General features: G+C 65.7%; 25 protein-coding genes. 11 read left to right on the forward strand and 14 right to left on the reverse strand.

From position 1 onward, the window contains the following. Nucleotides 1-40: 40 nt before the first annotated feature. The 4 genes from IB225_RS19865 to ndk form a co-directional block, all read right to left on the reverse strand. Nucleotides 41-862, reverse strand: a complete 822-nt coding sequence (locus tag IB225_RS19865) for a RodZ domain-containing protein (RefSeq protein ID WP_192314638.1) — start codon at nucleotides 860-862, stop codon at nucleotides 41-43. Further along, on the reverse strand, nucleotides 859-1,590 hold the full coding sequence (pilW, locus tag IB225_RS19870) for a type IV pilus biogenesis/stability protein PilW (RefSeq protein ID WP_225584165.1): 732 nt from the start codon (nucleotides 1,588-1,590) through the stop codon (nucleotides 859-861). Before pilW ends, IB225_RS19865 begins: the two co-directional genes overlap by 4 nt. Before the next feature lie 79 nt (nucleotides 1,591-1,669). Continuing rightward, entirely contained in the window at nucleotides 1,670-2,893 is a 1,224-nt protein-coding gene (rlmN, locus tag IB225_RS19875; RefSeq protein WP_192314643.1) for a 23S rRNA (adenine(2503)-C(2))-methyltransferase RlmN, read from the reverse strand. A 9-nt stretch (nucleotides 2,894-2,902) separates the two neighbouring features. Beyond that, on the reverse strand, nucleotides 2,903-3,328 hold the full coding sequence (ndk, locus tag IB225_RS19880; protein WP_192314646.1) for a nucleoside-diphosphate kinase: 426 nt from the start codon (nucleotides 3,326-3,328) through the stop codon (nucleotides 2,903-2,905). A 221-nt stretch (nucleotides 3,329-3,549) separates the two neighbouring features. On the opposite strand from ndk, the gene IB225_RS19885 reads away from it, so the two are divergent. Genes IB225_RS19885 through IB225_RS19895 form a run of 3 tightly spaced genes read left to right on the forward strand, consistent with a single transcriptional unit; the run spans nucleotide 3,550 to nucleotide 7,807 of the window. After that, the gene (locus tag IB225_RS19885) at nucleotides 3,550-4,179 is read left to right on the forward strand and encodes a TetR family transcriptional regulator (RefSeq protein ID WP_192314649.1); all 630 of its coding nucleotides are present in this window, start codon (nucleotides 3,550-3,552) and stop codon (nucleotides 4,177-4,179) included. A 26-nt stretch (nucleotides 4,180-4,205) separates the two neighbouring features. Continuing rightward, nucleotides 4,206-6,578 carry a 3-hydroxyacyl-CoA dehydrogenase/enoyl-CoA hydratase family protein gene (locus tag IB225_RS19890; RefSeq protein ID WP_192314653.1) on the forward strand — a complete coding sequence of 791 codons (2,373 nt, stop codon included), beginning with the start codon at nucleotides 4,206-4,208 and terminating at the stop codon, nucleotides 6,576-6,578. A 23-nt stretch (nucleotides 6,579-6,601) separates the two neighbouring features. Further along, nucleotides 6,602-7,807 carry an acetyl-CoA C-acyltransferase gene (locus IB225_RS19895; protein WP_192314656.1) on the forward strand — a complete coding sequence of 402 codons (1,206 nt, stop codon included), beginning with the start codon at nucleotides 6,602-6,604 and terminating at the stop codon, nucleotides 7,805-7,807. A gap of 72 nt (nucleotides 7,808-7,879) precedes the next feature. Here IB225_RS19895 and IB225_RS19900 read toward each other — a convergent pair whose 3' ends face one another. The 10 genes from IB225_RS19900 to cmk form a co-directional block, all read right to left on the reverse strand. Continuing rightward, nucleotides 7,880-8,224 carry a tRNA-binding protein gene (locus tag IB225_RS19900; RefSeq protein ID WP_345776653.1) on the reverse strand — a complete coding sequence of 115 codons (345 nt, stop codon included), beginning with the start codon at nucleotides 8,222-8,224 and terminating at the stop codon, nucleotides 7,880-7,882. Further along, nucleotides 8,221-9,513, reverse strand: a complete 1,293-nt coding sequence (locus IB225_RS19905) for an FAD-binding oxidoreductase (protein ID WP_192314737.1) — start codon at nucleotides 9,511-9,513, stop codon at nucleotides 8,221-8,223. The genes IB225_RS19900 and IB225_RS19905 overlap by 4 nt, the downstream gene beginning before the upstream one ends. Before the next feature lie 68 nt (nucleotides 9,514-9,581). Then, a complete protein-coding gene (gene galU / locus IB225_RS19910; protein ID WP_192314659.1) occupies nucleotides 9,582-10,484 on the reverse strand; it encodes a UTP--glucose-1-phosphate uridylyltransferase GalU in 903 nt (300 codons plus the stop codon). Further along, nucleotides 10,481-12,394: a nucleoside-diphosphate sugar epimerase/dehydratase gene (locus tag IB225_RS19915; protein ID WP_192314662.1), complete on the reverse strand. Its 1,914-nt coding sequence runs from the start codon at nucleotides 12,392-12,394 to the stop codon at nucleotides 10,481-10,483. The genes galU and IB225_RS19915 overlap by 4 nt, the downstream gene beginning before the upstream one ends. Nucleotides 12,395-12,412: 18 nt before the next feature. Further along, entirely contained in the window at nucleotides 12,413-13,384 is a 972-nt protein-coding gene (locus IB225_RS19920) for a lipopolysaccharide biosynthesis protein (protein WP_192314666.1), read from the reverse strand. Next, nucleotides 13,384-14,562, reverse strand: coding sequence for a lipopolysaccharide assembly protein LapB (gene lapB, locus IB225_RS19925; protein ID WP_192314669.1), 1,179 nt, complete (start codon nucleotides 14,560-14,562; stop codon nucleotides 13,384-13,386). Before lapB ends, IB225_RS19920 begins: the two co-directional genes overlap by 1 nt. Before the next feature lie 3 nt (nucleotides 14,563-14,565). Continuing rightward, a complete protein-coding gene (locus IB225_RS19930; RefSeq protein ID WP_192314672.1) occupies nucleotides 14,566-14,847 on the reverse strand; it encodes a lipopolysaccharide assembly protein LapA domain-containing protein in 282 nt (93 codons plus the stop codon). A 71-nt stretch (nucleotides 14,848-14,918) separates the two neighbouring features. Next, the gene (locus IB225_RS19935; RefSeq protein WP_055944733.1) at nucleotides 14,919-15,224 is read right to left on the reverse strand and encodes an integration host factor subunit beta; all 306 of its coding nucleotides are present in this window, start codon (nucleotides 15,222-15,224) and stop codon (nucleotides 14,919-14,921) included. Between the two features lie 97 nt (nucleotides 15,225-15,321). After that, on the reverse strand, nucleotides 15,322-17,013 hold the full coding sequence (gene rpsA, locus IB225_RS19940) for a 30S ribosomal protein S1 (protein WP_192314674.1): 1,692 nt from the start codon (nucleotides 17,011-17,013) through the stop codon (nucleotides 15,322-15,324). A gap of 150 nt (nucleotides 17,014-17,163) precedes the next feature. Next, nucleotides 17,164-17,841, reverse strand: coding sequence for a (d)CMP kinase (gene cmk / locus IB225_RS19945; RefSeq protein ID WP_192314676.1), 678 nt, complete (start codon nucleotides 17,839-17,841; stop codon nucleotides 17,164-17,166). Nucleotides 17,842-18,004: 163 nt separating this feature from the next. On the opposite strand from cmk, the gene ykgO reads away from it, so the two are divergent. The 8 genes from ykgO to IB225_RS19985 all read left to right on the forward strand — a co-directional run bounded on the left by ykgO (nucleotide 18,005) and on the right by IB225_RS19985 (nucleotide 24,890). Continuing rightward, nucleotides 18,005-18,130 (forward strand): type B 50S ribosomal protein L36, encoded by a 126-nt coding sequence (gene ykgO, locus IB225_RS19950; protein ID WP_010342887.1) that lies wholly within the window; start codon nucleotides 18,005-18,007, stop codon nucleotides 18,128-18,130. A gap of 204 nt (nucleotides 18,131-18,334) precedes the next feature. Further along, nucleotides 18,335-18,661: a hypothetical protein gene (locus IB225_RS19955; protein ID WP_192314678.1), complete on the forward strand. Its 327-nt coding sequence runs from the start codon at nucleotides 18,335-18,337 to the stop codon at nucleotides 18,659-18,661. 32 nt (nucleotides 18,662-18,693) lie between these two features. Then, nucleotides 18,694-19,725 (forward strand): agmatine deiminase family protein, encoded by a 1,032-nt coding sequence (locus IB225_RS19960; RefSeq protein ID WP_192314683.1) that lies wholly within the window; start codon nucleotides 18,694-18,696, stop codon nucleotides 19,723-19,725. 126 nt (nucleotides 19,726-19,851) lie between these two features. After that, nucleotides 19,852-20,829, forward strand: a complete 978-nt coding sequence (locus tag IB225_RS19965) for an aldo/keto reductase (RefSeq protein WP_345776654.1) — start codon at nucleotides 19,852-19,854, stop codon at nucleotides 20,827-20,829. A gap of 4 nt (nucleotides 20,830-20,833) precedes the next feature. After that, nucleotides 20,834-22,141: an MFS transporter gene (locus IB225_RS19970; protein WP_192314686.1), complete on the forward strand. Its 1,308-nt coding sequence runs from the start codon at nucleotides 20,834-20,836 to the stop codon at nucleotides 22,139-22,141. Between the two features lie 84 nt (nucleotides 22,142-22,225). Then, nucleotides 22,226-23,110: a carbon-nitrogen hydrolase gene (locus IB225_RS19975; protein WP_192314689.1), complete on the forward strand. Its 885-nt coding sequence runs from the start codon at nucleotides 22,226-22,228 to the stop codon at nucleotides 23,108-23,110. A gap of 9 nt (nucleotides 23,111-23,119) precedes the next feature. Further along, nucleotides 23,120-23,650 (forward strand): GNAT family N-acetyltransferase, encoded by a 531-nt coding sequence (locus IB225_RS19980; RefSeq protein ID WP_192314692.1) that lies wholly within the window; start codon nucleotides 23,120-23,122, stop codon nucleotides 23,648-23,650. Between the two features lie 4 nt (nucleotides 23,651-23,654). Beyond that, on the forward strand, nucleotides 23,655-24,890 hold the full coding sequence (locus IB225_RS19985; protein ID WP_192314695.1) for a TraB/GumN family protein: 1,236 nt from the start codon (nucleotides 23,655-23,657) through the stop codon (nucleotides 24,888-24,890). The last annotated feature ends 8 nt before the right edge of the window (nucleotides 24,891-24,898 follow it).

A 24,898-nucleotide genomic window follows, 5' to 3' on the forward strand; every position in this document is an offset into this window, starting at 1 on the left:
GGCGGGGTCTCGGTCTAGGTTGGACAAACCCGCACGCGGGTCAGTCAACGACCGGCGCCAGGGAACCCTCAGAGGATACCGTAAAGCGTGCAACGTTCGCTCGCTGGTACGGTGTCAGGTCCACCGTACTCCCGGATTGCTGAACCTCGACCGCCGTCGCATCGCCCAGTTTGACGCGCCCGACCTCGCCCTGCGCATAGCGGCGCTCATCGCCCGCCTTCAGCAGTGCGTGCTCGACCTTGCGTCCATCAGGAGCATTCACTTCGACCCAGCTGTCGCCCTTGAAGGACAGCGACAACCAAGAGGTCGCAGTTCGCGGCAGTGGTGCCATGGAAGCGACATACGGGGCCGCCGGCGGCTTGATGGCCGGCTGCGGCGATTCGCCCGCTGGCTCGCTGGGGGCTCCTTGCGTGCCGGGCACGACATCCAGCGAGGCGGTCGTGGCATCAGATACCGGTCCGGAGGACGGCCGGAGCGCCATCCAGACGGGCGTCGCGATGACCAACGTCAGCACGACATAGATCGCGCGACGCTTGAAGCTCTCGAAGAAATACTGGAAGCGCGGCGTATGGCTATGACTGACCAGTTCGGCCGGCCTCGCTACCACGGCGTCCGCCTGTTGCAGGAACGGCTCGACATCCACCTTCAGCAGGCGACCGTAGCTGCGCAGTTGGCCGCGAACGAAGACGGCGCCACCGGACTGGTCCCACTGCCCTGCTTCGAGGGCATGCAGCACCTTGGCGGGCATCTTCAGCCGCTGACCGACTTCCTGCAATGACAGACCGGCCTGCTCGCGCGCCGCCCTCAACGCCTCACCGCACCCCTGCGGCGGAGGCAAATCCCCGACTACAGACTGCATCATGGCCCTGCATTTCCCCCGGTTGTGACGTCCTGCGCGTCGGGGAACTCCGCCCGAATGCGCTGAACATATCGACTGGCAGCAGCCTTGTCGCCGAGTCTGTCTTCAATCTGTGATGCGAGTTTCAACACCGCCGCGCTTGCCGGCGCGGCCGCCAGCCGCCGCTCGACGAACGCGCGCGCCGACAGGTACTGCTGCTGGCCAAATTCAAGCTCGGCCATGGATCCCAGTGCCACCGCATTGGCGGGCTCGAGCGCCAGCGCCTGACGCAAGTCGCGCGCGGCGCGCTCCTTCTGGCCGGACTTGAGTGCGCAACTACCCGCATTGGCCATCGCAGCCCCTGGCGTGGCGTAGCCCGGCGCCTGGATCGCCCGATCAAACCAGACCAGCGACTCGGCAGCGAACCCATTTGCACACAGCCACGTGCCGTAGTTGTTCTGCGTGGCACCCGATCCAGGCGCCAGTTCGGCGGCACGCCGATAGGACTCGCCCGCCTTGTCGTGACGACCCTGGCGATCCTCGATCACGGCGAGCAGCGTGAGCGCGTCGACGGAAGCGGCGTCGAGCTTCAACGCTGACCTAGCCTCTTTCTCGGCCGCCTCAAGCTCGCCCTCCTGCAGCCGCTGCAGCGTACGCGCAAGGATCGTCTGGACGCCCTGCCTGCGCTTCACTTCCGGGCTGTCCTTGACCGTATAGTCGGCCACCTCTTCCTGGCCCGACAGCTGGCCCATCTTTCCCTTGGGGCGAACGAAGGTGAGGCGACTGCAGGCGGTCGCCAGCAGGAGGGTGATGAGCAGCAGGCAGAACGCCTTAAGCCGCATCGTCGATGCCCTGTTCCTGCAGTTGCCGACGGAACTCGGCTTGCCGGCGCGTGCGGTCCATCACCTGGCCTTTCAGCTGGCCACAGGCGGCGTCGATGTCGTCGCCGCGTGTCCGGCGGACCATGGTCAGCACCTGCGCGTCGAGCAACAGCTTCTGGAAGGCGCGGATGTCTTCCTCGGGCGCACGCTCGTAGCGGGTACCGGGGAACGGGTTGAACGGAATCAGATTGACCTTGCCGGCATCCTTGAGCTGCGCGGCATTGCTGAACTTGCGCATCAGCTGTGCAAGCTGACGTGCATGCTCGGGCTGGTCGTTGACGCCCTTCATCAGCGTGTACTCGAACGTCACCGAGTCGCGCTTCTTGTTCGCGCGCAGGTAGCGCACGCACGACGCCATCAGTTCGGCGATCGGGTACTTCTTGTTGAGCGGCACCAACTGCTCGCGCAGCACATCGTTGGGCGCATGCAGCGAGACCGCGAGCGATACGTCGGTCTCGGTGGAGAGTCGGTCGATCATCGGCACCAAGCCGGAGGTCGACAGCGTGACGCGCTTGCTCGCCAGGCCGTAACCAAGATCGTCGCGCATGATGTTCATCGCGCGCACGACGTTGTCGAAGTTCAGCAGCGGCTCGCCCATGCCCATCATCACCACGTTGGTGAGACGGCGGTTCTGTGCGGGCACATTGCCCAGATGGCGCGCCGTTACCCACACCTGTCCGATGATTTCGGCGGTGGTCAGGTTGCGGTTGAAGCCTTGCGTGGCCGTCGAGCAGAAGGTGCAATTCAGGCCACAACCGACCTGCGACGACACGCACAGCGTGCCGCGGTTCTTGTCGGGGATATAGACGGTTTCGACGGCATTCTTGCCGTCCACGCCCATGCCGAGCAGCCACTTGTGCGTACCGTCTGCAGAGGGCTTGTCGAATACGACCTGCGGTACCACCACTTCGGCATGTTCCTGCAGCTTGGCGCGCAGGTTCTTGCCGAGGTCGGTCATCTCATTGAAATCGGTGACATAGCGGTGGTGGATCCACTTCATCACCTGGTGAGCGCGGAACTTCTGCTCACCCAGCTTGCCGACAAAGAACTGCTCCAGACCTTCGCGATCCAGGTCCATCAGGTTCTGCTTTGCAGACACAGGCACACCGATGGCCACGGACGGAGCGTCCGTGGCCAGCTTCAACTCGATCGGCGGCAGTTCGTGGCTGCTCATCGCTTTCGCTTAGCGCGCGAACACTTCGGTTGCGGCGAAGAAGTACGCGATCTCGATGTTTGCGTTCTCGACCGAGTCCGAACCGTGCGCGGCATTGGCGTCAATGGAGTCGGCGAAGTCGGCGCGGATCGTGCCCGGCGCAGCATCCTTCGGATTGGTGGCACCGAGAATGTCGCGATGCTTCAGCACGGCGTTCTCACCTTCCAGCACCTGGATGGCGACCGGACCGGAGATCATGAACTCGACCAGTGCGTTGAAGAACGGACGCTCGCGGTGGACGGCGTAGAAACCTTCGGCTTCGCGACGCGACAGGTGCTTCATCTTCGAAGCGACGATCTTCAGGCCGTTCTTTTCGAAACGGGCGTAGATTTCGCCGATGACGTTCTTTGCGACGGCATCGGGCTTGACGATCGACAGGGTGCGCTCCAGCGCCATGGGGATTTCTCCGTTCGGGCGGGCCACTGAGGACCCGAGGTTAACATGAAAAACCCGCGTCGAAACGCGGGCTTAGACCAGAAAGCGTAGCGAGATTCTAACGTATCCGGCGGAACTGTGCAGCCGGCCGGCGACGATTTTGCTGCTTCGCAACATGACACCCCGACCCGCCGGGCAGACAATGAGTCAAACAAGCGTTTGATTCAGTCCCGGAGGGGGTCATGGGCAACACCACGCATTTTTCGACCAAGGAGCGGATCCTCGGCGCGGCCGAAGAGCTGTTCGCCCAGCACGGCTTCGCGGGCACCTCCCTGCGGCAGGTCACCAGCCGGGCGGACGTCAACATCGCGGCGGTCAACTACCACTTCGGCAGCAAGGAAAACCTGGTCAACGAGGTGTTCCGCCGCCGCATGGACGACATGACCGCAGCGCGTCTATCGCTGCTGGAGAAGGCCCTCGCCGACCGCCCCGGTGAGCTCGAGCCGATCCTTGCTGCTTTCGTCGAACCCGCCCTCGCCCTGGCCCAGGACCGCCATGGCGGCGGCGCCTTCGTCCGCGTCATTGCCCGCGCCTACGCCGAGAAGAACGACGGGCTGCGCAAGTTTCTGTCGGACCACTACGGCCATGTGCTGCGCGAGTTCGGCAAGGCCATCGCCGCCTGCGTCCCCGGCCTGAGCAAGGAAGAGCTTTACTGGCGGCTGGACTTCTTCTCCGGCGCACTGACTTACGCCATGGCCGATTTCGGCCTGATCAAGCGCCCCACGGGTGTCACGGAAGCGGCGCACCGTGAGCGTGCCGCCCGTGAACTGATCCGCTTCGCCGAGGCCGGCCTGCGCGCCGACCACACCTGACAACCCCTGCAATCCAAGGAAATCCCATGTCCAACCCCCTGCTTGTTCGCAAGGCGGCCGTGCTGGGCGCCGGCGTGATGGGCGCGCAGATCGCCGCGCACCTCACCAATGCCGGCGTCGATACCGTGCTGTTCGACCTGCCCGCCAAGGACGGTCATCCCGACGGCATCGTGCAGAAGGCCATCGCCAACCTGGCCAAGCTGAGCCCCGCGCCGCTGGCCAGCAAGTCCCTGGCCGAGGCGATCACGCCGGCCAATTACGAAACCGGTCTCGAGCACCTGAAGGGCTGCGACCTGATCATCGAAGCCATCGCCGAACGGATGGACTGGAAGCAGGACCTGTACAAGAAGATTGCCCCCTTCGTGGCCGATCACGCGGTGCTGGCCAGCAATACGTCGGGCTTGGGAATCAACAAGTTGGCGGAAGTTCTTCCCGAACAGCTTCGCCATCGGTTCTGCGGCGTGCACTTCTTCAATCCGCCGCGCTACATGCACCTCGCCGAGCTGATCCCGGCCAAGTCCACCGACGGCTCGGTGCTGGAAGGCCTGGAGACCTTCCTGACCACGACGCTCGGCAAGGGCGTGGTGTACGCCAAGGACACGCCGAATTTCATCGGCAACCGCATCGGCGTGTTCTCGATCCTGGCCACCGCCCACCACACCGGTGAGTTCAAGCTGGGCTTCGACGAGGTGGACGCCATCACCGGTCCGCTGATCGGCCGCCCGAAGTCGGCGACCTACCGCACCTCGGACGTGGTCGGCCTGGACACGATGGCCCACGTCATCAAGACGATGGCCGACACCCTGCCGGATGATCCGTGGCACGGCTACTTCAAGTCGCCGAAGTGGCTCGAAGCCCTGATCGCCAAGGGTGCGCTGGGCCAGAAGACTGGCGCCGGCATCTTCCGCAAGGTCGGCAAGGACATCGTGGTCCTCGACCTGGCCAAGCAGGACTATCGTCCGTCCGACCGCACCGCGGCGCCGGAAGTGGTCGAGATCCTGAAGATCCGCAACCCGGCCGAGAAGTTCACCAAGCTGCGCGAGAGCCAGCATCCGCAGGCGCAGTTCCTGTGGGCGGTGTTCCGCGACCTGTTCCATTACAGCGCCTACCACCTGGCCGACATCGCCGAGACCGCGCGCGACGTCGACCTGGCCATCCGCTGGGGTTACGGCTGGTCGCTGGGCCCGTTCGAGACCTGGCAGGCGGCCGGCTGGAAGCAGGTGGCACAATGGATCGCCGACGACATCGTGGCCGGCAAGGCCATGAGCAGCGCGCCGCTGCCGAACTGGGTGTTCGACGGTCGCGAAGGCGTGCATGGCGCCGAGGGCAGCTACAGCCCGGCCAAGAACGCCAAGCTGCCGCGCTCTTCGCTGCCCGTGTACAAGCGCCAGCGCTTCCCCGATCCGCTGCTGGGTGAAGTGTTCCCGCAGGGCGAGACGGTGTTCGAGAACGACGGCGTCCGCCTGTGGACCGACGGCGACGGCATCGGCGTGGTCAGCTTCAAGACCAAGATGCACACCGTGTCCGACGCCGTGCTGGACGGCCTGCAACAGGCGATCACGATTGCCGAGCAGACGTTCAAGGGCTTGGTGATCTGGCAGCCGAAGGAGCCCTTCTCCGCCGGTGCCGACCTCGCGGGTGCACTCGGTGCGCTGCAGGCGGGCAAGATTGCCGAGTTCGAGGCGATGGTCGCCAACTTCCAGGCCACCAGCCAGCGCATCAAGTACTCGCTGGTGCCGGTCGTGGCTGCGGTGCGCGGCCTGGCGCTGGGCGGCGGCTGCGAATTCCAGATGCATAGCGCCCGCTCCGTCGTGTCGCTGGAAAGCTACATCGGCCTGGTCGAAGCCGGCGTCGGCCTGCTGCCGGCCGGTGGCGGACTCAAGGAAATCGCCGTGCGTGCGTCGCAGGCTGCCGGCCCGGGCGGTGATGTGTTTGCCGAGTTGAAGAAGACCTTCGAGACGGTCGCGATGGCCAAGGTGTCAGCCTCCGCCGTCGAGGCGAAGGAGCTGGGCCTGGTGCGTGACAACGATCTGGTCGTGTTCAATGCTTACGAGCAGTTGTACGTGGCCAAGCAGCAGGTGCTGCAGCTGGCCGAGAGCGGCTATCGCCCGCCCCTGCCCGCCCGCCGTATCCAGGTGGCCGGCGACGTCGGCATCGCGACCTTCAAGATGATGCTGGTCAACATGCTGGAAGGCCGCTTCATCAGCCCGTACGACTACGAGATCGCGGTGCGCATCGCCACCGTGCTCTGCGGAGGCGAGATCGATCGCGGCGCGTTGGTCGACGAGGAGTGGCTGCTGAAGCTTGAACGCCAGCACTTCGTCGAGCTGGCCCAGCAGGAAAAGACCCAGGCCCGCATCGCGCACATGCTGAAGACCGGCAAGCCGCTGCGTAACTGACCGACGACACAGGACACCGAGACATGAGCAAGCAAGTACAAGAAGCCTATATCGTCGCCGCCACCCGCACGCCGGTCGGCAAGGCGCCCAAGGGCGTGTTCCGCAACACCCGCCCGGACGACATGCTGGCGCACGTGCTGAAGTCGGTCGTGGCGCAAGCGCCGGGCATCGACCTCAGCCGCATCGACGACGCCATCATCGGCTGCGCGATGCCGGAGGGCGAGCAAGGCATGAACGTGGCGCGCATCGGCCTGCTGCTGGCCGGCCTACCGAACACCATCGCCGCGCAGACCATCAACCGCTTCTGCTCGTCCGGCCTGCAGGCTGTGGCGATGGCGGCGGACCAGATCCGCTTGGGCAACGCCGACCTGATGCTGGCCGGCGGCACCGAGAGCATGAGCATGGTGCCGATGATGGGCAACAAGATCGCGATGGCGCCGAGCGTGTTCGACAACGACCACGTGGCCATCGCCTACGGCATGGGCATCACCGCGGAGAAGGTCGCCGAGGAATGGAAAATCTCGCGCGAGGACCAGGATGCCTTCGCCGTCGCTTCGCACCAGAAGGCACTGGCCGCTCAGGCAGCCGGCGAATTCAGGGACGAGATCAGCCCCTACGAAGTGATCTCGCGCCAGCCTGACCTGGCCGGCAACACCGTGCGCCTGAAGAAGCTGCTGGTCGAGCAGGACGAAGGCCCGCGCGCCGACACGTCGCTGGAAGGTCTCGCCAAGCTGCGCACCGTGTTCCGCAACCCGCAGTTCGGCGGCACCGTGACCGCAGGCACCTCGTCGCAGATGAGCGACGGCGCAGCCGGCGTGCTGCTGGCCTCGGAGCAAGCGATCAAGGATTACGGCCTGACCCCGCTCGCCCGCTTCGTCAGCTTCTCGGTCGCCGGTGTGCGCCCGGAAGTGATGGGCATCGGCCCGATCGCCGCGATCCCGAAGGCGCTGAAGCAGGCCGGCCTGACCAAGGACCAGCTGGATTGGATCGAGCTCAACGAAGCTTTCGCCGCGCAGGCGCTGGCGGTGATCCGCGACAGTGAGCTGGATGCGTCGAAGATCAACCCGCTGGGCGGTGCGATCGCGCTTGGCCATCCGCTGGGCGCCACCGGTGCGATCCGTACCGCGACGATCGTGCACGGCATGCGTCGCCGCCAGCAGAAGTACGGCATGGTGACGATGTGCATCGGCACCGGCATGGGCGCGGCAGGCATCTTCGAGTCGCTGTAGGCGCATCCGTTGCATGTAGCAAGAAGAAATGGCGCCGAAAGGCGCCATTTCCTTGTCCGTCAGCGGCGAGCTTCACGCCATGCGTGCGCCGTCGGGTACCGGGCGCTCAATCGTGGTGATCACCACGCCCTCATCGGTATGGAAGCCGGTCAGCAGGAACTCCGACACGAATGGGCCTACCTGCTTCGGCGGAAAGTTGATCACACCGACGATCTGTCGGCCGACCAGGTCACCCGGCGCGTAAAGCGCCTGGATCTGCGCACTGGTCTTCCTGACACCATGCGGGCCGAAGTCGACCCAGAGCTTCCACGCGGGCTTGCGCGCTTCGGGGAACGGCTCCACCCGCAACACGGTGCCTGCGCAAAGCTGCACGCGCATGAAGTCATCCCATGCGATGACGTCCATCCGCTCCGTCATGTCCCCACCCTCCCCTCTGTCCGCGCCTTCCAAGCGTCCTTGGCCTCGGCCCACCAGTAACTCACCTGGGCGCCCAGGAAGCCTGCCGGCTTCATCGCCGACACCAGCCCATACGCCGAGAACTCACGCCAGCGCTCGTCGCCTTCCGCGATGGCGGCCGCGATGACCTCGCCGGCGAGCGTCGTAGGCGCTACGCCATGTCCGCCAAATGCCTGCGCCACCCAGAGCCCCGGTTCGACCTGGCCGATCTGCGGCATCTCATGGCGCGCATAACTCATCAGGCCGGACCAAGCGTAGTCGATGCCTATGCCCTCCAGTTGCGGGAAGACTTTCAGCATGTCGCGGTACAACAAGCGCCTGACCGCCTGCGGAGACCGATCAAGGATCGAAATACGCCCACCCCACAACATTCGCGAATCCGGCAACGGACGGTAGTAGTCGAAGGCGAAGCGGGTGTCGTAGACCGCCGCCCGGGTGTGCATCGCGTCATCCATGCGTTCGCCGAGTGGTTCGGTGACCATCACATAGGTCGCGATCGGCAGCACGCCGGCATCCACCCGCCGGTGCAGGCCCGCCAGATAGCCACCGCAGGCCAGCACCACCTGCCTGGCGTCGACACTGCCCGATGGGGTCGTGATACGCCAGCCTTCGCCAACCTTCGCCAGCGATACCGCGGGCGAATGCGCGAAGATCGAGACACCGTGCTCGCCTGCAGCACGCACCAGCCCGTTCGCGTACTTCAACGGATGGAAGTGGAAGGCGCTCGGTTCGAACAGGGCGTCGTGGTAACGCGTCGTGCGCAGCCGCTGGCGGACATCGTCGCGGCCCATCCATTGCCAGTCTTGCCCGAATGTCTCGGCAAGCAACGTCTGCCGCTGGCGGAGCACGTCCTGGTCGCGGAACCAGTTCGCCCACAGGATGCCGGCCTGGGTGTCATCGCAATCGATGCCGTGCCGTGCGATCCGGTCGCGGATCAGCTCCACGGCCTGCGTCGTGCCGGCGTACAGCGCTTTCGCCCGGGTAGGGCCTAGATCGTGCAGCAGCGCCGACTCGCCCCGCGAAAAGCCGCCGAAAACGAAGCCACCATTGCGGCCCGATGCACCGAAGGCCGGCGTGTCGGCCTCGAGCAACACGACATCACGGATGCCGCGTTCGGCCAGGCCGAGCGCGGTGTTCAGGCCGGCAAAGCCGCCACCCACGACGCAAACCGCAGCGCCCACTCGAGAGGCAAGCGCCGGCAAGGCGGGCGCGCCGCCCGCCGTGTCCACGTAGTAGTTGCGTGACGACATCTGCACGGCGTCGTTTCCGGGGGTGTTGAAAGCAGGAAACGCATCGGACGTTGCCGATGCCGGGACCGTCAACCGAGGTCCCGCACCCCAAGCTCATCCAGTGCGTTCTGCATCGTATCGCGCGCGGCGTCGCTGAGCTTCTCGTGATCGAGCGCGTAGCGGATCGTGGCCTCGATCAGCCCGATATGCGTACCGCAGTCGAAACGCGTGCCCTGGAAGCGGTAGGCATGCACGGGCTTCTCCGCCAGCAGGGCGGCGATGGCGTCGGTCAGCTGGATTTCGCCGCCGGCACCGGGCGTGGTGCTTTCCAGCAGCGAGAAAATACGCGCATCCAGAACATAGCGGCCGACCACGGCGAGCGTGCTCGGCGCCACCTCGGGCTTGGGCTTTTCGACGATGGCGCTGATGCGTCCTTCGCGACCCGCAAAAGTGTCGGTGGCCACGATGCCGTAGCTCGCCGTCTGTTCCGCCGGCACATCCTGCACCGCGATGACGCTGCCACCGCTGGCTTCCGCCGCATCGGCCATCTGCTTGAGCGCGCCGGGGCCACGGTTCCAGATCAGGTCATCAGGCAACAGCACCGCAAACGGCTCGTCGCCCACGATGGGCTTTGCACACAGGACGGCATGCCCCAGACCCAGCGCCTCGGCCTGGGTGACGAACACGGCCCGTACATGTGGCGGAAGCACGTTGCGCACGAGTTCCAGCTGCTCGGTCTTGCCCGCACGCTCCAGCTTCTGCTCGAGCTCATACGCCTTGTCGAAGTAATCGGCCACCGCATGCTTGTAGCGGTTGGTGACGAAGATCAGCGTGTCGCAGCCGGCCTCGATCGCCTCGTCCACGGCGTACTGGATCAGCGGCCGGTCGATGATCGGCAGCATTTCCTTGGGAACGGTCTTGGTCGCCGGCAGGAAACGGGTGCCGAGTCCCGCCACGGGGAACACGGCCTTGCGGATTCTGGCGTGGGTCATCGGATCCTGCGTGCTTCTCTGCCTGGGAAGACCACGATGTTAGCCGATGCCTCGTCATGATCATTTGACAGCGGTGCGAACTCGGGGACGGCGATCTTCAGCACTTCGCCCAACTCAGCGGTGTCATACCGGGTATACGCAGCACGCAGGCGCTGCAGGGAAAGCTCGAGGAAATCCGCCGACACATCGCGGGCCAGCGCCTTCATGATCTTCGAGTGCGACGTCGGCTGGTAACGCTCGTCCGCGTGGAACAGCGTCTCGTGCAGCTTCTCGCCCGGCCGCAGCCCGGTGTAGACGATGGCGATGTCCCGCCCTGGTTGCTTGCCCGCCAGGCGGATCATCTGCTCGGCCAGCAGGCGGATCGGTACGGGGTCGCCCATGTCCAGCGTGTAGATCGACGCATGCGCCGCACCCGACGCCGCCTGCAGGATCAGCTGGCAGGCCTCCGGGATGGTCATGAAGTAGCGGGTCACGTCCGGGTCGGTGACGGTGACCGGCCCGCCCTTGCGGATCTGTTCGCGGAACAGCGGCACGACACTGCCGGCGGAATCCAGGACGTTGCCGAACCGCACGGTCACGTACCGCGTGCTGGAACGGCCGTCATCGAGTGCCTGGCATGCCATTTCGGCCAGCCGCTTGGTCGCGCCCAGCACGTTGGCCGGATCCACCGCCTTGTCGGTCGAGATCAGAACGAACGTCCCCACCCCGGCCTCGCGGCAGGCGCGCGCCACCGTTTCCGTGGCCAGCACGTTGTTGCCCACCGCCTCGCGCAGGTGCCCCTCCAGCAACGGCACCTGCTTGTAGGCGGCGGCGTGGAATACGGCGTCCGGTTCCGCCAGGCGCATCGCGTGCGCGATGACTGCGGGATCGCCGCAGTTGCCAAGCACCGGCAGCACCTCGAGATCGGGGAAGGCTCGCCGCAGGTCGCCCTGGATAGTGATGAGCGCGAGTTCATCGATTTCGACCAGCGCGATGCGCTGCGCGCCATGGCGTGCGCACTGCCTGCAGAGTTCCGAACCGATCGAGCCGCCCGCGCCGGTGACCATGACCGTGCGTCCGCCCAACCAGCCGCGAATGAGCTTCCAGTCCGGCGTGACCGACTTGCGGCCCAGGAGGTCCTCGATCGCGACCTCTTTCAGGTCGCCCGGCATCGACTGCCCTTCCAGGACATTGACCAGCCGCGGGACCATCCGGAACGGCAAGCCGGTGCTCTCGCAGATCGCCACGACGCGCTGCATCGCCGGCGCGTCGAGTGATGGCATGGCGATGACGAGCATCCTGGCTGCAGTCTCGCGTGCGACCGCAGCGGCGGTCTCCAGACCACCCAGTACCGGCACGCCCTGCAGCTTCGACCCGTGCAGGCGTACGGCATCGTCGAGGAACGCGACGGGGTGGTACACCCCCGTCCTGCGCAGCTCACGCACCAGGGCCTCACCTGCCCGGCCCGCGCCGAGGATGATCACACGCGAGGAGGTGTCCTGCGCGCGCTTGACCTGACTATCCTTCCATGCGCGGTAGATCAGCCTGGGGAGCCCCAGGAAACCCACGAGCGCAAACGGATAGAAGCCCAGGACGGCACGCGGCGTCGAGCCGAAGCGGTTGTAGAAGAACAGGCCTACGACGATGCCGAGGAAGCCCAAGGCACAGGCCTTCACGATGTTCCAAAGATCGGGGAGGCTGGCAAAGCGCCACAGCCCGCGGTAAAGCCCCATCCACCAGAACACGGCACCCTGGGCGAGCAGGACGATCAGGATCTCGTTGGACCAGACCGGGAAATCGGGGGCATGCGCCACCATCGCATAGCGGAGGTGGTGCAGTACCTGCCAGCAGAGCCACACCATCGCCAGATCGTGGGCTGCCACAAGGAAGCGCGGCAAGCCGCTGCTCAATCGATCCCGCCAGGAATTCATCAGGTCCCTCTCCCCCGCCTAATCACGCAATCCACTGCGCACGGCAAACCAGCACAACGAAACAACCAGATAGGCAACCGCCACTACCCAGACGGACTGACTCAGAGTGACATGAGACCAGCCAAGCATCAGTGCGAGTGTAACGGCACTCAAGGTCGCATAGACCAGGGTGACTGTTGTATGCCCGAACCGGCGTGCCGCCCTCTGATACACATGTGTGACATGGGGCGCCCACCACTGCTCATTGCATAGGATGCGCCGCGCCAATGTGAAGCCCGCGTCGACGAGGAACACGCAGAAGGGCAGGATCAGCAAAGGCGCAGTGGCCGCCGGCACGCTGACCAGGGCTGCCGCCAGCAGACCGGCCAGCGCAAATCCAAGCGCGCCGCTGCCGACATCCCCCAGGAATATCCGGGCCTTGGGAAAATTGAAGGGCAGGAATCCCGCGCAGGCCGCTAACAACCCCAGTGCCAGCCAGTACCAGTCTCCGGAGAGTACGGCGGCGTAGCCGGCGGCGGCCAACCCGGCTTGGGTCACCGCCAGACCGTTGATGCCGTCCATGAAGTTCCAGACATTGACCAGCACCATCGCGCTACCGAATGCCACCACGGCGGGCAGCCAGTGGCCGCTATGCCACCCCGCTCCGACAGCCAGCATCAGCGCCGCCACCGCTTGGACTGCCAGCCTCAACCAGGGAGACAAGGGACGATGGTCATCCCACCAGCCGATGCCGGCCACGATCAGGAGACCGGGGAGAAACCCCAGCCACAATGCAGGCATGTGCACCTGTCGGACCATCAGATAAAGGCCTGCCACCAGCACAACCAGCACGATGGCGATGCCTCCACCACGGGGCGTGGCGACCGCATGGCTGCGCCGGTCGCCCGGCTGATCCATCAGATTGCCCCGCAGCGCGTAGTAACGCGCCAACCAGGTTCCTGCTGCGGTGCCCGCGGCCAGCAACCCCACCCAGACATACACGCCGGGCATCAAACCACCGCGTAGTTCAGCAGGGGCTTGACCGTCCCCCACTCCTTGCAGCTCGGGCACTGCCAATGGTGCGTGCGCGCACCGAACCCGCAACGCGTGCAGCGGTAGCTGGGATTGCGTACCAGCAACTGATCGGTGATGTGCTTGAGGTCGTGCAGCGTGGCGGCGGGATCCGCTCCCTCAGCCAGCGTGAGGTCGATCAGCGACGCCTCGCCCCTGACCGAAGGTCGATCCTTCAGCTGTCGGGCGAGATAGGCGCGAGCAGCCGCCACGCCCTCCTGGCGTTCGACCAGCTTGGTCAGGGCCAGCACCGGCGCGATGCCGCGGTAGTGCTCGCACATCTCCGACAGGAAAGCGCGCGCGCCCGACAGGTCGCCCACCTGCTCATAGCTGGCCAGCAGGCTGGGCAGCACCTCGGGTAGATAGTCGGGATCGTGCCGCGCGGCGCGCTCGAAGGCGCGGACGGCCGCTTCGGCGTTGCCGGCATCCGACTCGATGCGCCCTTCAATGATGCCGGCGCGAACGCTGCCTGCATCCGCCTGGTATGCGCGCGCCACGGCGGCCCGCGCGGCCTCGATGTTGTTCGCCGTGCGCTGCCGCTCAGCAAGTTCGCACTCGAACTGGGCCACCAGCTTGCCCATCGGTTCGGCCGTCACTTCTTCATAGCGACGGGCGTTGTCGATCGCCTTCTCCCAGTCGCGCTCGGCCTGGTAGATACCGATCAGATGCTTGAGCGCCTGCGGCGCGCGCTGATCAATCTGAGCCAGATCGGTGAAGACGGTCTCCGCCCGATCCAGCAGCCCCGAACGCATGTAATCCTCGCCCAGGGCCAGCAGGGCCTGGACGCGCTGGGCGTCGCTCAGGTCGGTGCGCTGCACCAGCCCCTGGTGCAACCGGATCGCGCGATCCACTTCACCTCTGCGGCGGAACAGGTGTCCCAGCGCGACCTGCGTCTCGAAGGTTTCCTTGTCCAGCTCGGCGATGTGCAGGAACAGTTCGATCGCCTTGTCCGGCTGCTCGTTGAGCAGGTAGTTCAAGCCGCGGAAATAGGTGCTCGACAACCGGCTGACCTGTGTATCACCGTGCCGCTGGCCACCGCGGCGTCCGATGATCCAGCCGCTGAGTGCGGCCAGCGGAAGGAACAGGAAGAACCAGAACCATTCGGTCAGGAAGGCCATGGCTCAGAGACCGCCGTCAACGGCGGAAGAGTTTGCGTTCGTCGTCACCGACGCTGCGCGGTTTGCTTTGCGCAGCTTCGCGTACAGCGGCCACACCAGGGTGGCAACCACGATCAGCCCCCCCACCACCACCCCCAGGAGCAGGGACAGCATGATGCCGACCCCGGATGAGGTCTGGAATTCGGTGAACAGGAGTTTCAGCGTGATCGGCTGCGTATTGAGCACGCCGATGATGAGTCCGTAGGCCAAGAACAGCAGTGCGACGACCAGGCGGAACATGTTCATCAGGCGACTCCTTGCAGGACGGCGCCTAGCTTAACGGAGTCGGCGCGGGACGACACGCGCCAAGGGCGGGCTTACTCGCCGCTTTCCTCGATGGGCGTGACGTCGCTGACGCGTTCGCGCAGCTCCTTGCCCGGCTTGAAATGGGGAACGTGCTTGGCCGGCAGCGCGACCGACTCGCCCGTCTTGGGGTTGCGGCCCATGCGCGGCGGACGGTAATGCAGCGAGAAGCTGCCGAAGCCACGGATCTCGATGCGATCGCCCTGTGACAGGGCGCCGCCCATCATCTCCAGCAGTGCCTTGACGGCCAGATCCACGTCCTCCGCCTTGAGGTGCGGCTGGCGGCGGCTGAGGATCTCGATGAGTTCGGATTTGGTCATCGCATGCGGAATTCGGGCGGATGTACCCGCACCGGCCCGGGGTCGCCGGGCCGGTGGGGAACGTTACTGCGGGTGATACGGCAACGGCGCGAGCCGCTTACTCGGACTTGCCACCGTCCAGCTGTGCACGCAGCAGCGCGCCCAGGCTGGTGGTACCGGTGGACGCTTCGGCGGCCGACTTGTTGTACTCGGCCAGCGCCTCGGCGGTCTCGGCTTCGTCCTTCGCCTTGATCGACAGCTGCAGGGTGCGGCCCTTGCGGTCCATGCCGATGAACTTGGCTTCGACCTTGTCGCCGACCTTCAGGTGCTGGCTGGCATCGTCCACGCGGTCGTGGCTGATGTCGCGGGCCATCACGTAGCCTTCGATGCCGTCGGCCAGTTCGACCGTGGCGCCCTTGGCGTCCACTTCCTTCACCGTACCTTCGACCTTCGAGCCCTTCGGGTGCGCCGCCATGTACTGGCCGAACGGATCCTGCTCCAGCTGCTTCACGCCCAGGCTGATGCGCTCGCGTTCCGGGTCAACGGCCAGCACCACGGCTTCCAGCGTGTCGCCCTTCTTGAAGTTGCGCACGATGTCTTCGCCGGTGGTGTTCCAGCTGATGTCGGACAGGTGGATCAGGCCGTCGATGCCGCCATCCAGACCGATGAAGATGCCGAAGTCGGTGATCGACTTGATCTGACCGGACACCTTGTCGTTCTTCTTGTGGGTGGCCGCGAAGGTTTCCCACGGATTGGCAGCAACCTGCTTCATACCCAGGGAGATGCGGCGACGCTCTTCGTCCACGTCCAGCACCATCACTTCGACTTCGTCACCGACCTGCACGACCTTGGACGGATTGACGTTCTTGTTGGTCCAGTCCATCTCGGACACGTGGACCAGGCCTTCGACGCCCGGCTCGATCTCGACGAACGCGCCGTAATCGGTGACGTTGGAGACCTTGCCGAACACGCGGCTGTTGGCCGGGTAACGGCGGGCGATGTTGTCCCACGGATCCTCGCCCAGCTGCTTCAGGCCCAGCGAGACGCGGTTGCGCTCACGGTCGTACTTCAGCACGCGGACATCCAGCTCCTGGCCGACTTCCACGACTTCGGACGGATGACGCACGCGCTTCCACGCCATGTCGGTGATGTGCAGCAGGCCGTCGATGCCGCCCAGGTCGACGAACGCGCCGTAGTCGGTGAGGTTCTTGACCACACCCTTCAGCACCACGCCTTCCTGCAACTTGTCCATCAGCTGCTCGCGCTCTTCCGAATGCTCGCTCTCGACCACCGCACGGCGGGAGACGACCACATTGTTGCGCTTGCGATCCAGCTTGATGAGCTTGAACTCAAGCTCCTTGCCTTCCAGGTAGCCCGGGTCGCGCACGGGGCGCACGTCGACCAGCGAACCCGGCAGGAACGCGCGGACGTCCTTGATGTCGACGGTGAAACCACCCTTGACCTTGCCGCTGATGCGACCGGTGATGGTTTCGTTCTTCTCGAGCGCCTGCTCCAGCTCGTCCCACACCATGGCGCGCTTGGCCTTCTCGCGCGAGAGGACGGTTTCGCCGAAGCCGTTCTCGATCGAGTCGAGGGCCACCTTCACTTCGTCGCCCACGCCCACGTCGATTTCGCCGGCGTCGTTCCGGAACTGTTCGATCGGCACGATGCCTTCGGACTTCAGGCCGGCGTTGATCACCACGACGTCGTTGCGGACTTCCACGACGACGCCGGTGACGATGGCGCCCGGCTTCAGCTTGGCCAGTTGGGTCTGGCTCTGTTCAAACAGTTCGGCAAATGATTCGGTCATTGAAAAATACTCGGTTGATGACACAGACCGCTGCACAGGAAGTGCGTACGGTCCACCCGTTGTCGGCCTGCGCGGGATGCGTATGGCCGTGAGTGTTGTGGTTGGAAAACCGCACGGAGGATTCCGCGCGGACCTTCTGCAGTACGAGAATCAGTCCTTGCGTGCAGGCACCAGGGCCAACACGCGTTCGACGACGGCGTCGATGCCTAGGCCGGTGGTGTCGATGAGGACGGCGTCGTCGGCCGGCCTCAGGGGCGCCACCGTGCGCTGGGCGTCACGGGCATCGCGGGCGAGGATCTCGCGCAGCAGACCGTCGATTGTGACGGAAACCCCTTTGTCTTTCAACTGCTTATAGCGCCTTTCCGCCCGCTCGTCGGCGCTTGCCGTCAGAAACACCTTGTAAGCAGCGTCCGGAAAGATGACCGTCCCCATGTCGCGACCGTCCGCCACCAGCCCAGGCATCTGACGGAAGGCCCGCTGCCGCTCCCTCAGGGCCGCACGGACTTCCGGGATGGCAGCAATGGCGGACGCCAGGGCGCCGGTCGTTTCCAGACGAAGCTCGTCGGTCGCGTCCAGATCGTCGACGATCACTCGCAATCCCGCCTCACTCTCCCGAAAGCTGACCCGGGTGTCGAACGCGCAGCGGACCAGGGCGGCGGGATCGGAAACGTCCAGATCCGCCCAACTGGCCGCGACACCCACCGCCCGGTACAAGGCCCCGGAATCCAAGTAGTGCCAGCCCAGGCGGCTTGCCACCAGGCGGCTCACGGTACCCTTGCCGGCCCCCGAGGGGCCATCGATGGTGAGGACGGGAACGGTATCGGACATGGGTGCTCCAGAGGATTTTCTGGCGCCATTATGGCGTCCGAGGCGGCATGACGAGGCCGCCTCCGCGGTCATGCGATGCAACCGCTTGATAAGCCAATGGAATTGCCGCTAGAATAGCGGGCTTCGCTTCACCCCATATTCTTTTACGCCGAGGTTTCAACTCATGAAGGTCCTGTCCTCCCTGAAGTCGGCGAAGGCCCGTCACCGCGACTGCAAGGTGGTCCGCCGCCGCGGCAAGGTCTTCGTGATCTGCAAGTCCAACCCCCGTTTCAAGGCGCGCCAGCGCTGAGAACCGTGGCTTGCCTGACCGCCGCATGGCGATCAGGCAATGCGCAGAAAGCCGCCGCAAGGCGGCTTTTTTGTTGCTGCCCATTCGTTGCTCGGACCTGTGGCGAACCACCGACCGTCCGACCCTTCCCATTCCTTGCGGCGCGGCGGCTTTTTGTTTTCGACCTTTTGTTATAAATGGCGGGTCACCTAGGGGAACCCAACCATGAGCCGTCGCGTCCTTGCCCTGCCCTTGATCGCCCTGCTCGGCCTGTCCGGCCCGGCACTGGCCGACACCTTGTTGATCGAGCGTACGCAGGAAACGCCTGCCGCCGCACCGGTCCGCGGCCAGACCGCCGCCGACGTCGAAGCCCGCTTCGGCGCCCCGCAGCAGAAGCTTGAGCCGCGCGGTGGACAGAAGCGCCAATGGCCGGTGATCCAGCGCTGGGTGTATCCGGGTTTCACCGTATACTTTGAAACGAGCCGCGTCATTGACGTGGTGATCAACAAGGCCAGCGCCGAGGAAATCGGCCCGAAGCCCCCCATCCGCTGACACCTGCGCGGCGCGGCCGCGACATTGATGCCATGACCGATGCCTTTCGCTTCCCCGCGGAGTGGGAACCCCAATCCGCGGTCCTGATCGCGTGGCCGCACGCCGAGACCGACTGGGCCGACCGCCTGGCCGACGTAGAAGAAACCTATGTCGCCCTGGTTGCCGCCATCACGCGCTTCCAGGACGTGGTGATCTGCGTCGCCGACGACGACCTGCAGATCTACGCCGAGGCACGCCTTCGTTCCGCACGCGTCGACATGGCGCGCGTACGTTTCGTGCCGGCCGAATACGACGACACTTGGCTGCGCGACTCCGGGCCGATCACCCTGCGAGATGGCGATCGCTTCAAGCTGCTCGATTTCCGCTTCACCGGCTGGGGCGGCAAATACGAAGCCAGCCGCGACGACCGACTGGTCGGCGAACTGTCCGGCATGCAGTTGTTTCACAACTATTTCGTGCAAAGCATTGATTTTGCTTTGGAAGGTGGCGCCATCGAGACCGATGGCGCGGGCACTCTGCTGACTACGTGGCAGTGCCTGCACGAGCGCCATCCGGACGCTTCCCGTGAGGAACTGACGGAGAAGCTCGCGCGCTGGCTGAAGCAGGACCGCGTGCTGTGGCTGGACCACGGGTATCTGGAAGGCGACGACACCGACGCCCATATCGATACCCTCGCCCGCTTCGCGCCGGGCGATGCGATCGTCTATCAGGCCTGCGACGACGAAAGCGACACGCACCATGCAGAACTGCAGGCCATGGCGGCCGATATCGCCGCCCTGCGCACCGCCGATGGCCGTCCGTACACGCCGTTCCCGCTGCCGTGGGCGCAACCGGTGGTCGACAACGGCCGCCGGCTGGCGGCGTCATACGCGAATTACCTGATCATCAACGGCGCCGTGCTGATGCCGGCCTACGGCGATGCGGCGGACGATAAGGCAGCCGCCGTGCTGGCAAAGGCCTACCCGGATCGCGAGATCGTGCAGGTACCTTGCCGCGCGCTGATCTGGCAGAACGGCAGCCTGCATTGCATCACCATGCAACTCCCGGCAGGCGTGCTGGGCTGATTGCCGCCACGGCGCCACGGCTCGTGGCACCGTGACATCAGTTGGGCGCAGATTGAACGCTTCGTTTACATCTCGCCTTGCCTGATCCCGGATAACCACCGTTTCCCATTGATCGAGGAGACGGCCGTGTATTCACGACGCAAGTTCCTGACGACCACTGCGCTGGCCACCGCCGGCCTCGGGCTGGCCGCCTGCCGCGACGCGGCGCAGGCAGGTGGCGTAGGTGCGACACCGCCTGCTGTCACGGCGGTGTCCGCCCCAGCCGAAGCCGCACCGGGGCCGCTGAATACCCGTGCCATCCCATCCACCGGCGAACGTATCCCCGTCATCGGCATGGGCACCTCGGGCAGCTTCGAAGTTGGCCAGAGCACGGCCGAACTGGATCCGCTGCGCGAAGTGCTGAAGCGCTTCTTCGCCGCCGGTGCGACGCTGATCGACACCGCGCCCACCTACAGCGTCGCCGAGGACGTCATGGGCGCACTCCTTGCCGAGCAGGCGCTCACGGGCAAGGCTTGGCTGGCGACCAAGCTGTCCGGCGTGACGGGACGCGAAGCCGGCATCGCGCAGTTCGAAGACACACTGCGTCGCCTCAAGACCGAGAAGGTCGCCCTGCTGCAGGTCCACAACCTGGGCGATCTGAAGACCCAGATGGCCGTGGCGCGCGAACTGAAGGCACAAGGCAAGGTGAAGTACGTCGGCGTGACGCATTACGTCGAACGCGCCCAGGACGAACTCGCCAATGTCGTGCAGGCCGAGAAGCCCGACTTCCTGCAGATCAATTACTCGGTCATCAGCCGGGGCGCCGAGCAGCGCGTGCTGCCGCTCGCGCAGGAGCTGGGCGTCGCCGTGCTGATCAACCGGGCTTTCGAAGACGGCAAACTGTTCGCGCAGGTCAAGGACAAGCCCGTTCCGCCGGCGCTGACCGAAGCGGGCGTCACCTCGTGGGCGCAAGCCTTCCTGAAGTTCGCGCTCAGCCATCCGGCGGTGACGGCCGTCATTCCCGCCACGGGCAAGCCCGATCGACAGACCGACAACCTGAAGGCTGGCACGGGTCCCGACCTGACTCCGGCGCAGCGAGACGCGCTGATCGCTGCCGTGGCCTGACCCGATGCCATCGCCTACTGCGCCCGGCGCCGCCGGCTGGCTTGCCCGTCTGTTCAATGTCCGCGACCACGAAGCGCCCGTGGTCGGCGCGGGGCTGGCGATGTTTTTCCTGTTGTTCGCGGGTTACTTCATGCTCCGCCCGATCCGCGAAACGATGGGCGTGGCAGGTGGCGTCGACAACCTGCAGTGGCTGTTCACGGGCACGTTCGTCGCCACGCTCGCAGTGCTGCCGCTGTATGGCTGGATCGCGTCCCGTGTCTCGCGACGCAGGATCGTGCCTTGGGTCTTCGGCGTGGTCGTTGCCAGCCTGCTGGGCTATGGCGCGGCGATGCTGGCGACGCCGGACGACGTGTGGCTGGCGCGCACGTTCTACATCTGGGTCTCGGTGATCAACCTGCTGATGATCTCGCTGGCCTGGAGCGTGCTGGCCGACGTGATGGAAAGCCACGAAGCCAAGCGCCTGTTCGCCCTGATCGCCGCGGGTGCGAGCCTCGGCGGCCTGGCGGGCCCGCTGCTGACCACGCTGCTGGTGAAACCGCTGGGCCATGGCGGCCTGATGCTGCTGTCGGCGCTGCTGATCGGCGCGAGCGCCGCTACCGCGACCTGGCTGCACCGCTGGCGCGACCGCCATCCCCTGCCCGCCGGCGCCAGCTCCGCGGAACAGCGGCAGCGGCCACTGGGCGGCAATCCGTTCGCCGGCGCCACGGCGGTATTCCGGTCGCCGTATCTGCTCGGCATCGCCTTCTTCGTGCTGCTGCTGGCGACGGTGACCACGTTCCTCTATTTCGAGCAGGCCAAGCTGGTCGCCGAACGCTTCACCAGCAAGGAAGAGCAGACCCAGGTCTTCGGCCTGATCGATACCGTCGTGCAGACACTCGCCATCATCAGCCAGGTATTCATCACCGGCCGCATTGCGCAGAAGCTCGGCGTCGGTGTGCTGCTGGCGGCAGTGCCGGTGGTCGTCGCAGCGGGTTTCCTGTGGCTGGCACTGGCGCCGGTGTTCGCCGTCTTCGTGGTGGTGATGGTGGTGCGTCGCGCGGGCGAATACGCCTTCGTGCGGCCCGGCCGCGAGATGCTGTACACGGTCGTGCCCGCCGAGCAGAAGTACAAGGCGAAGAATTTCATCGACACCGTGGTCTATCGCGGCGGCGATGCGCTGAGCGGCTGGGTCAAACGCGCGCTCGATGTGCTGGCCGAGCATCCCGCGGCGGCGATGTTCATCGGTGCCGGCGTGGCGGCGGCCTGGGCGATCACCGGTGTGGCGCTGGGGCGACGGCAGAAACGGCTGGAAGCGGCGCGCGAGGTCACCTGACCCGCGCGTTCACCCCGGGGACGCCTGCCGTCACGGAGGACGCGGTACCATGCGCCCTCCCCTCGATAGCCCCCGCCTCGCACGATGAGCCGCACCACCCTGCCCGTTGCCCTGATCCAGGAAAAGAACCACGGCGATGCCGACGCCAACCTGTCGGTGATCGAGGCGCGCGTCGCCGAAGCGGCCAAGCAGGGCGCGAAGCTGGTCCTGCTGCAGGAACTGCACAACGGCGCCTATTTCTGCCAGCACGAGTCCGTCAGCGAGTTCGACCTGGCCGAGCCGATCCCGGGCCCCAGCACCGAGCGCCTCGGCCAGCTGGCCAAGCAGCACGACGTAGTCCTCGTGTCCTCGCTGTTCGAACGCCGCGCCGCCGGGCTGTACCACAACACCGCCGTCGTCTATGAAAAGGACGGCAGCATCGCGGGCAAGTACCGCAAGATGCACATCCCGGACGATCCCGGGTTCTACGAAAAGTTCTATTTCACGCCGGGCGACATCGGCTTCACGCCCATCGATACCTCCGTCGGCCGCCTTGGCGTGCTGGTGTGCTGGGACCAGTGGTATCCGGAAGCCGCGCGACTGATGGCGCTGGCCGGCGCCGACCTGCTGCTGTATCCCACCGCGATCGGCTGGGATCCGGACGACGAACAGCCCGAGAAGAACCGCCAGCGCGACGCATGGGTGCTGAGCCACCGCGGCCATGCCGTCGCCAACGGCCTGCCGGTGCTCAGCTGCAACCGCGTCGGACACGAGCCTTCGCCGCTCGGCGCATCCGGCATCCAGTTCTGGGGCAACAGCCACGTGCTCGGACCGCAGGGCGAGTTCATCGCCGAAGCCGGCACCGATGAAACCATCCTGATGGCCGAGGTCGACATGGCGCGCAGCGAACACGTGCGCCGCATCTGGCCGTTCCTGCGCGACCGCCGCATCGACGCGTACGGCGACCTGCTCAAGCGCTACATCGACTGAGACCGCACCGTGCCGTTGATCGTCCGTGATGCCGTGCCGGCCGATGTGCCGGCCATCGCCGCTCTCTACGCCGACGAAGTCCGCCACCACGTCAACACCTACGAGTACGACGTGCCGGACGACGCCGAGATGGCGCGGCGCATGCAGGGCGTGCTGGACGCCGGCTATCCGTACCTCGTAGCGGAGCTCGATGGCCACTTCGTCGGCTATGCCTACGCCAGCAGCTATCGCGCGCGCGCCGGCTACCGCAAGACGGTGGAGAACTCGGTCTATGTCGTGCCCGGCCAGCAGGGCCAGGGCATCGGCGCTGCGTTGATGCAGGCCTTGATCGATGCCTGCGAAGCGCGCGGTTACCGGCAGATGATCGCGGTGATCGGCGAGCCCACCAATACCGCCTCCATCCGGCTGCACGAGAAGTTCGGCTTCACCCTGGTCGGCATCTTCCGCGGCATCGCCTGGAAGCACGACCGCTGGCTGGACACCGTGCAGATGCAACGAACCCTCGGCGCCGGTACCACCGCGCCTCCGCAAGACGAATGACACGATGACCGAATCGAATACCGCCGTCGCCGATCCGCTGCACGGCCAGCCCCACGAGATCGTCGAACGCGACGGCGTGCACTTCACCCTGCTCGGCACGGCGCACGTGTCGCGCGCCAGCGTCGACGCCGTCCGCGCTGCCGTCGCCAGTGGCGACTACGACAGCGTCGCGGTGGAACTGGACGCCGGCCGACTGCAGTCGCTGACCGATCCGGACACCCTGGCGCGCCTGGACCTGGTGAAGGTGATCCGCGAGGGCAAGACACATCTATTCGCCGCCAACCTGGCGCTGGCCGCCTACCAGCGGCGCCTGGCCGAGCAACTCGACGTCGAACCCGGCGAGGAACTGAAGGCTGGCGCACTGGATGCGCAGGCACGGGGCCTGCCCGTGCACCTGATCGACCGCGAAGTCGGGCTGACCTTCAAGCGCGCGCTGCAGTCGCTGGGCTGGTGGCAGCGGACCAAGGTCGGCGCCGGCATCATGGCCAGCATGTTCGGCGACGAGGAAGTCGGCGACGACGAGATCGAGAAGCTCAAGCAGGGCGACATGATGGAGTCGAGCTTCGGCGAGTTCGCCGCCGAAAGCCCGCAGCTGTACCGCACCATCATCGCCGAGCGCGACCAGTACATGGCGGCGGCGCTGCGCCAGGTCGCCGCCGGAAAGCCGGCCGACGCCGCATCGCCCTACCGCGTCCTCGCGGTGGTCGGTGCGGGCCACCTGCCCGGCCTGACCCGGCACCTGCAGGACGACACCGCCGACCCGGCCGAACTGCGTCGATCACTCGAAGTGGTGAAGGCCAAGTCGCGCTTCCCGTGGATGGAAGTCATCATCGGCCTGTTCCTCGTCGGCGGTTTCGCCTGGGGCTTCTGGCAGGGCGGCGTCGAAGTGGGTTCGGACCTGCTGCTGCAATGGGTGTTGGCCACCAGCATCCTGGGCGCCATCGGGTGCGCGATCGCAGGCGGACATCCGCTCAGCATCCTCGCCGCCTTCATCTCGTCCCCGCTCACGCCCCTGCATCCTGCGCTCGCCTCGGGCACGGTCAGCGCCTTCGTGGAGGCCACGCTGCGCAAGCCGACGTACGCCGACTTCATGGCGTTGCGCGACGATGTGCAGACCATGCGCGGCTGGTGGAAGAATCGCGTGGCCCGCGTGCTGCTGAATTTCTTCCTGACCAGCCTCGGCACCGCCATCGGCGTATGGACAGGCGGATTGCGCATGCTGGGCAAGCTGGTCGGCTGAGTCCCCTG

The organism is Pseudoxanthomonas sp. PXM02 (assembly GCF_014851805.1).
In the GTDB taxonomy this organism is placed as follows: Bacteria; Pseudomonadota; Gammaproteobacteria; order Xanthomonadales; family Xanthomonadaceae; genus Pseudoxanthomonas_A.

Bases quoted from the DNA above. Each gene is read 5' to 3' on its own strand.
- IB225_RS19865 (WP_192314638.1), bottom strand. From the start codon at position 862: ATGATGCAGTCTGTAGTCGGGGATTTGCCTCCGCCGCAGGGGTGCGGT.
- pilW (WP_225584165.1), bottom strand. From the start codon at position 1,590: ATGGGCCAGCTGTCGGGCCAGGAAGAGGTGGCCGACTATACGGTCAAG.
- rlmN (WP_192314643.1), bottom strand. From the start codon at position 2,893: ATGAGCAGCCACGAACTGCCGCCGATCGAGTTGAAGCTGGCCACGGAC.
- ndk (WP_192314646.1), bottom strand. From the start codon at position 3,328: ATGGCGCTGGAGCGCACCCTGTCGATCGTCAAGCCCGATGCCGTCGCA.
- IB225_RS19885 (WP_192314649.1), top strand. From the start codon at position 3,550: ATGGGCAACACCACGCATTTTTCGACCAAGGAGCGGATCCTCGGCGCG.
- IB225_RS19890 (WP_192314653.1), top strand. From the start codon at position 4,206: ATGTCCAACCCCCTGCTTGTTCGCAAGGCGGCCGTGCTGGGCGCCGGC.
- IB225_RS19895 (WP_192314656.1), top strand. From the start codon at position 6,602: ATGAGCAAGCAAGTACAAGAAGCCTATATCGTCGCCGCCACCCGCACG.
- IB225_RS19900 (WP_345776653.1), bottom strand. From the start codon at position 8,224: ATGACGGAGCGGATGGACGTCATCGCATGGGATGACTTCATGCGCGTG.
- IB225_RS19905 (WP_192314737.1), bottom strand. From the start codon at position 9,513: ATGTCGTCACGCAACTACTACGTGGACACGGCGGGCGGCGCGCCCGCC.
- galU (WP_192314659.1), bottom strand. From the start codon at position 10,484: ATGACCCACGCCAGAATCCGCAAGGCCGTGTTCCCCGTGGCGGGACTC.
- IB225_RS19915 (WP_192314662.1), bottom strand. From the start codon at position 12,394: ATGAATTCCTGGCGGGATCGATTGAGCAGCGGCTTGCCGCGCTTCCTT.
- IB225_RS19920 (WP_192314666.1), bottom strand. From the start codon at position 13,384: ATGCCCGGCGTGTATGTCTGGGTGGGGTTGCTGGCCGCGGGCACCGCA.
- lapB (WP_192314669.1), bottom strand. From the start codon at position 14,562: ATGGCCTTCCTGACCGAATGGTTCTGGTTCTTCCTGTTCCTTCCGCTG.
- IB225_RS19930 (WP_192314672.1), bottom strand. From the start codon at position 14,847: ATGAACATGTTCCGCCTGGTCGTCGCACTGCTGTTCTTGGCCTACGGA.
- IB225_RS19935 (WP_055944733.1), bottom strand. From the start codon at position 15,224: ATGACCAAATCCGAACTCATCGAGATCCTCAGCCGCCGCCAGCCGCAC.
- rpsA (WP_192314674.1), bottom strand. From the start codon at position 17,013: ATGACCGAATCATTTGCCGAACTGTTTGAACAGAGCCAGACCCAACTG.
- cmk (WP_192314676.1), bottom strand. From the start codon at position 17,841: ATGTCCGATACCGTTCCCGTCCTCACCATCGATGGCCCCTCGGGGGCC.
- ykgO (WP_010342887.1), top strand. From the start codon at position 18,005: ATGAAGGTCCTGTCCTCCCTGAAGTCGGCGAAGGCCCGTCACCGCGAC.
- IB225_RS19955 (WP_192314678.1), top strand. From the start codon at position 18,335: ATGAGCCGTCGCGTCCTTGCCCTGCCCTTGATCGCCCTGCTCGGCCTG.
- IB225_RS19960 (WP_192314683.1), top strand. From the start codon at position 18,694: ATGACCGATGCCTTTCGCTTCCCCGCGGAGTGGGAACCCCAATCCGCG.
- IB225_RS19970 (WP_192314686.1), top strand. From the start codon at position 20,834: ATGCCATCGCCTACTGCGCCCGGCGCCGCCGGCTGGCTTGCCCGTCTG.
- IB225_RS19975 (WP_192314689.1), top strand. From the start codon at position 22,226: ATGAGCCGCACCACCCTGCCCGTTGCCCTGATCCAGGAAAAGAACCAC.
- IB225_RS19985 (WP_192314695.1), top strand. From the start codon at position 23,655: ATGACCGAATCGAATACCGCCGTCGCCGATCCGCTGCACGGCCAGCCC.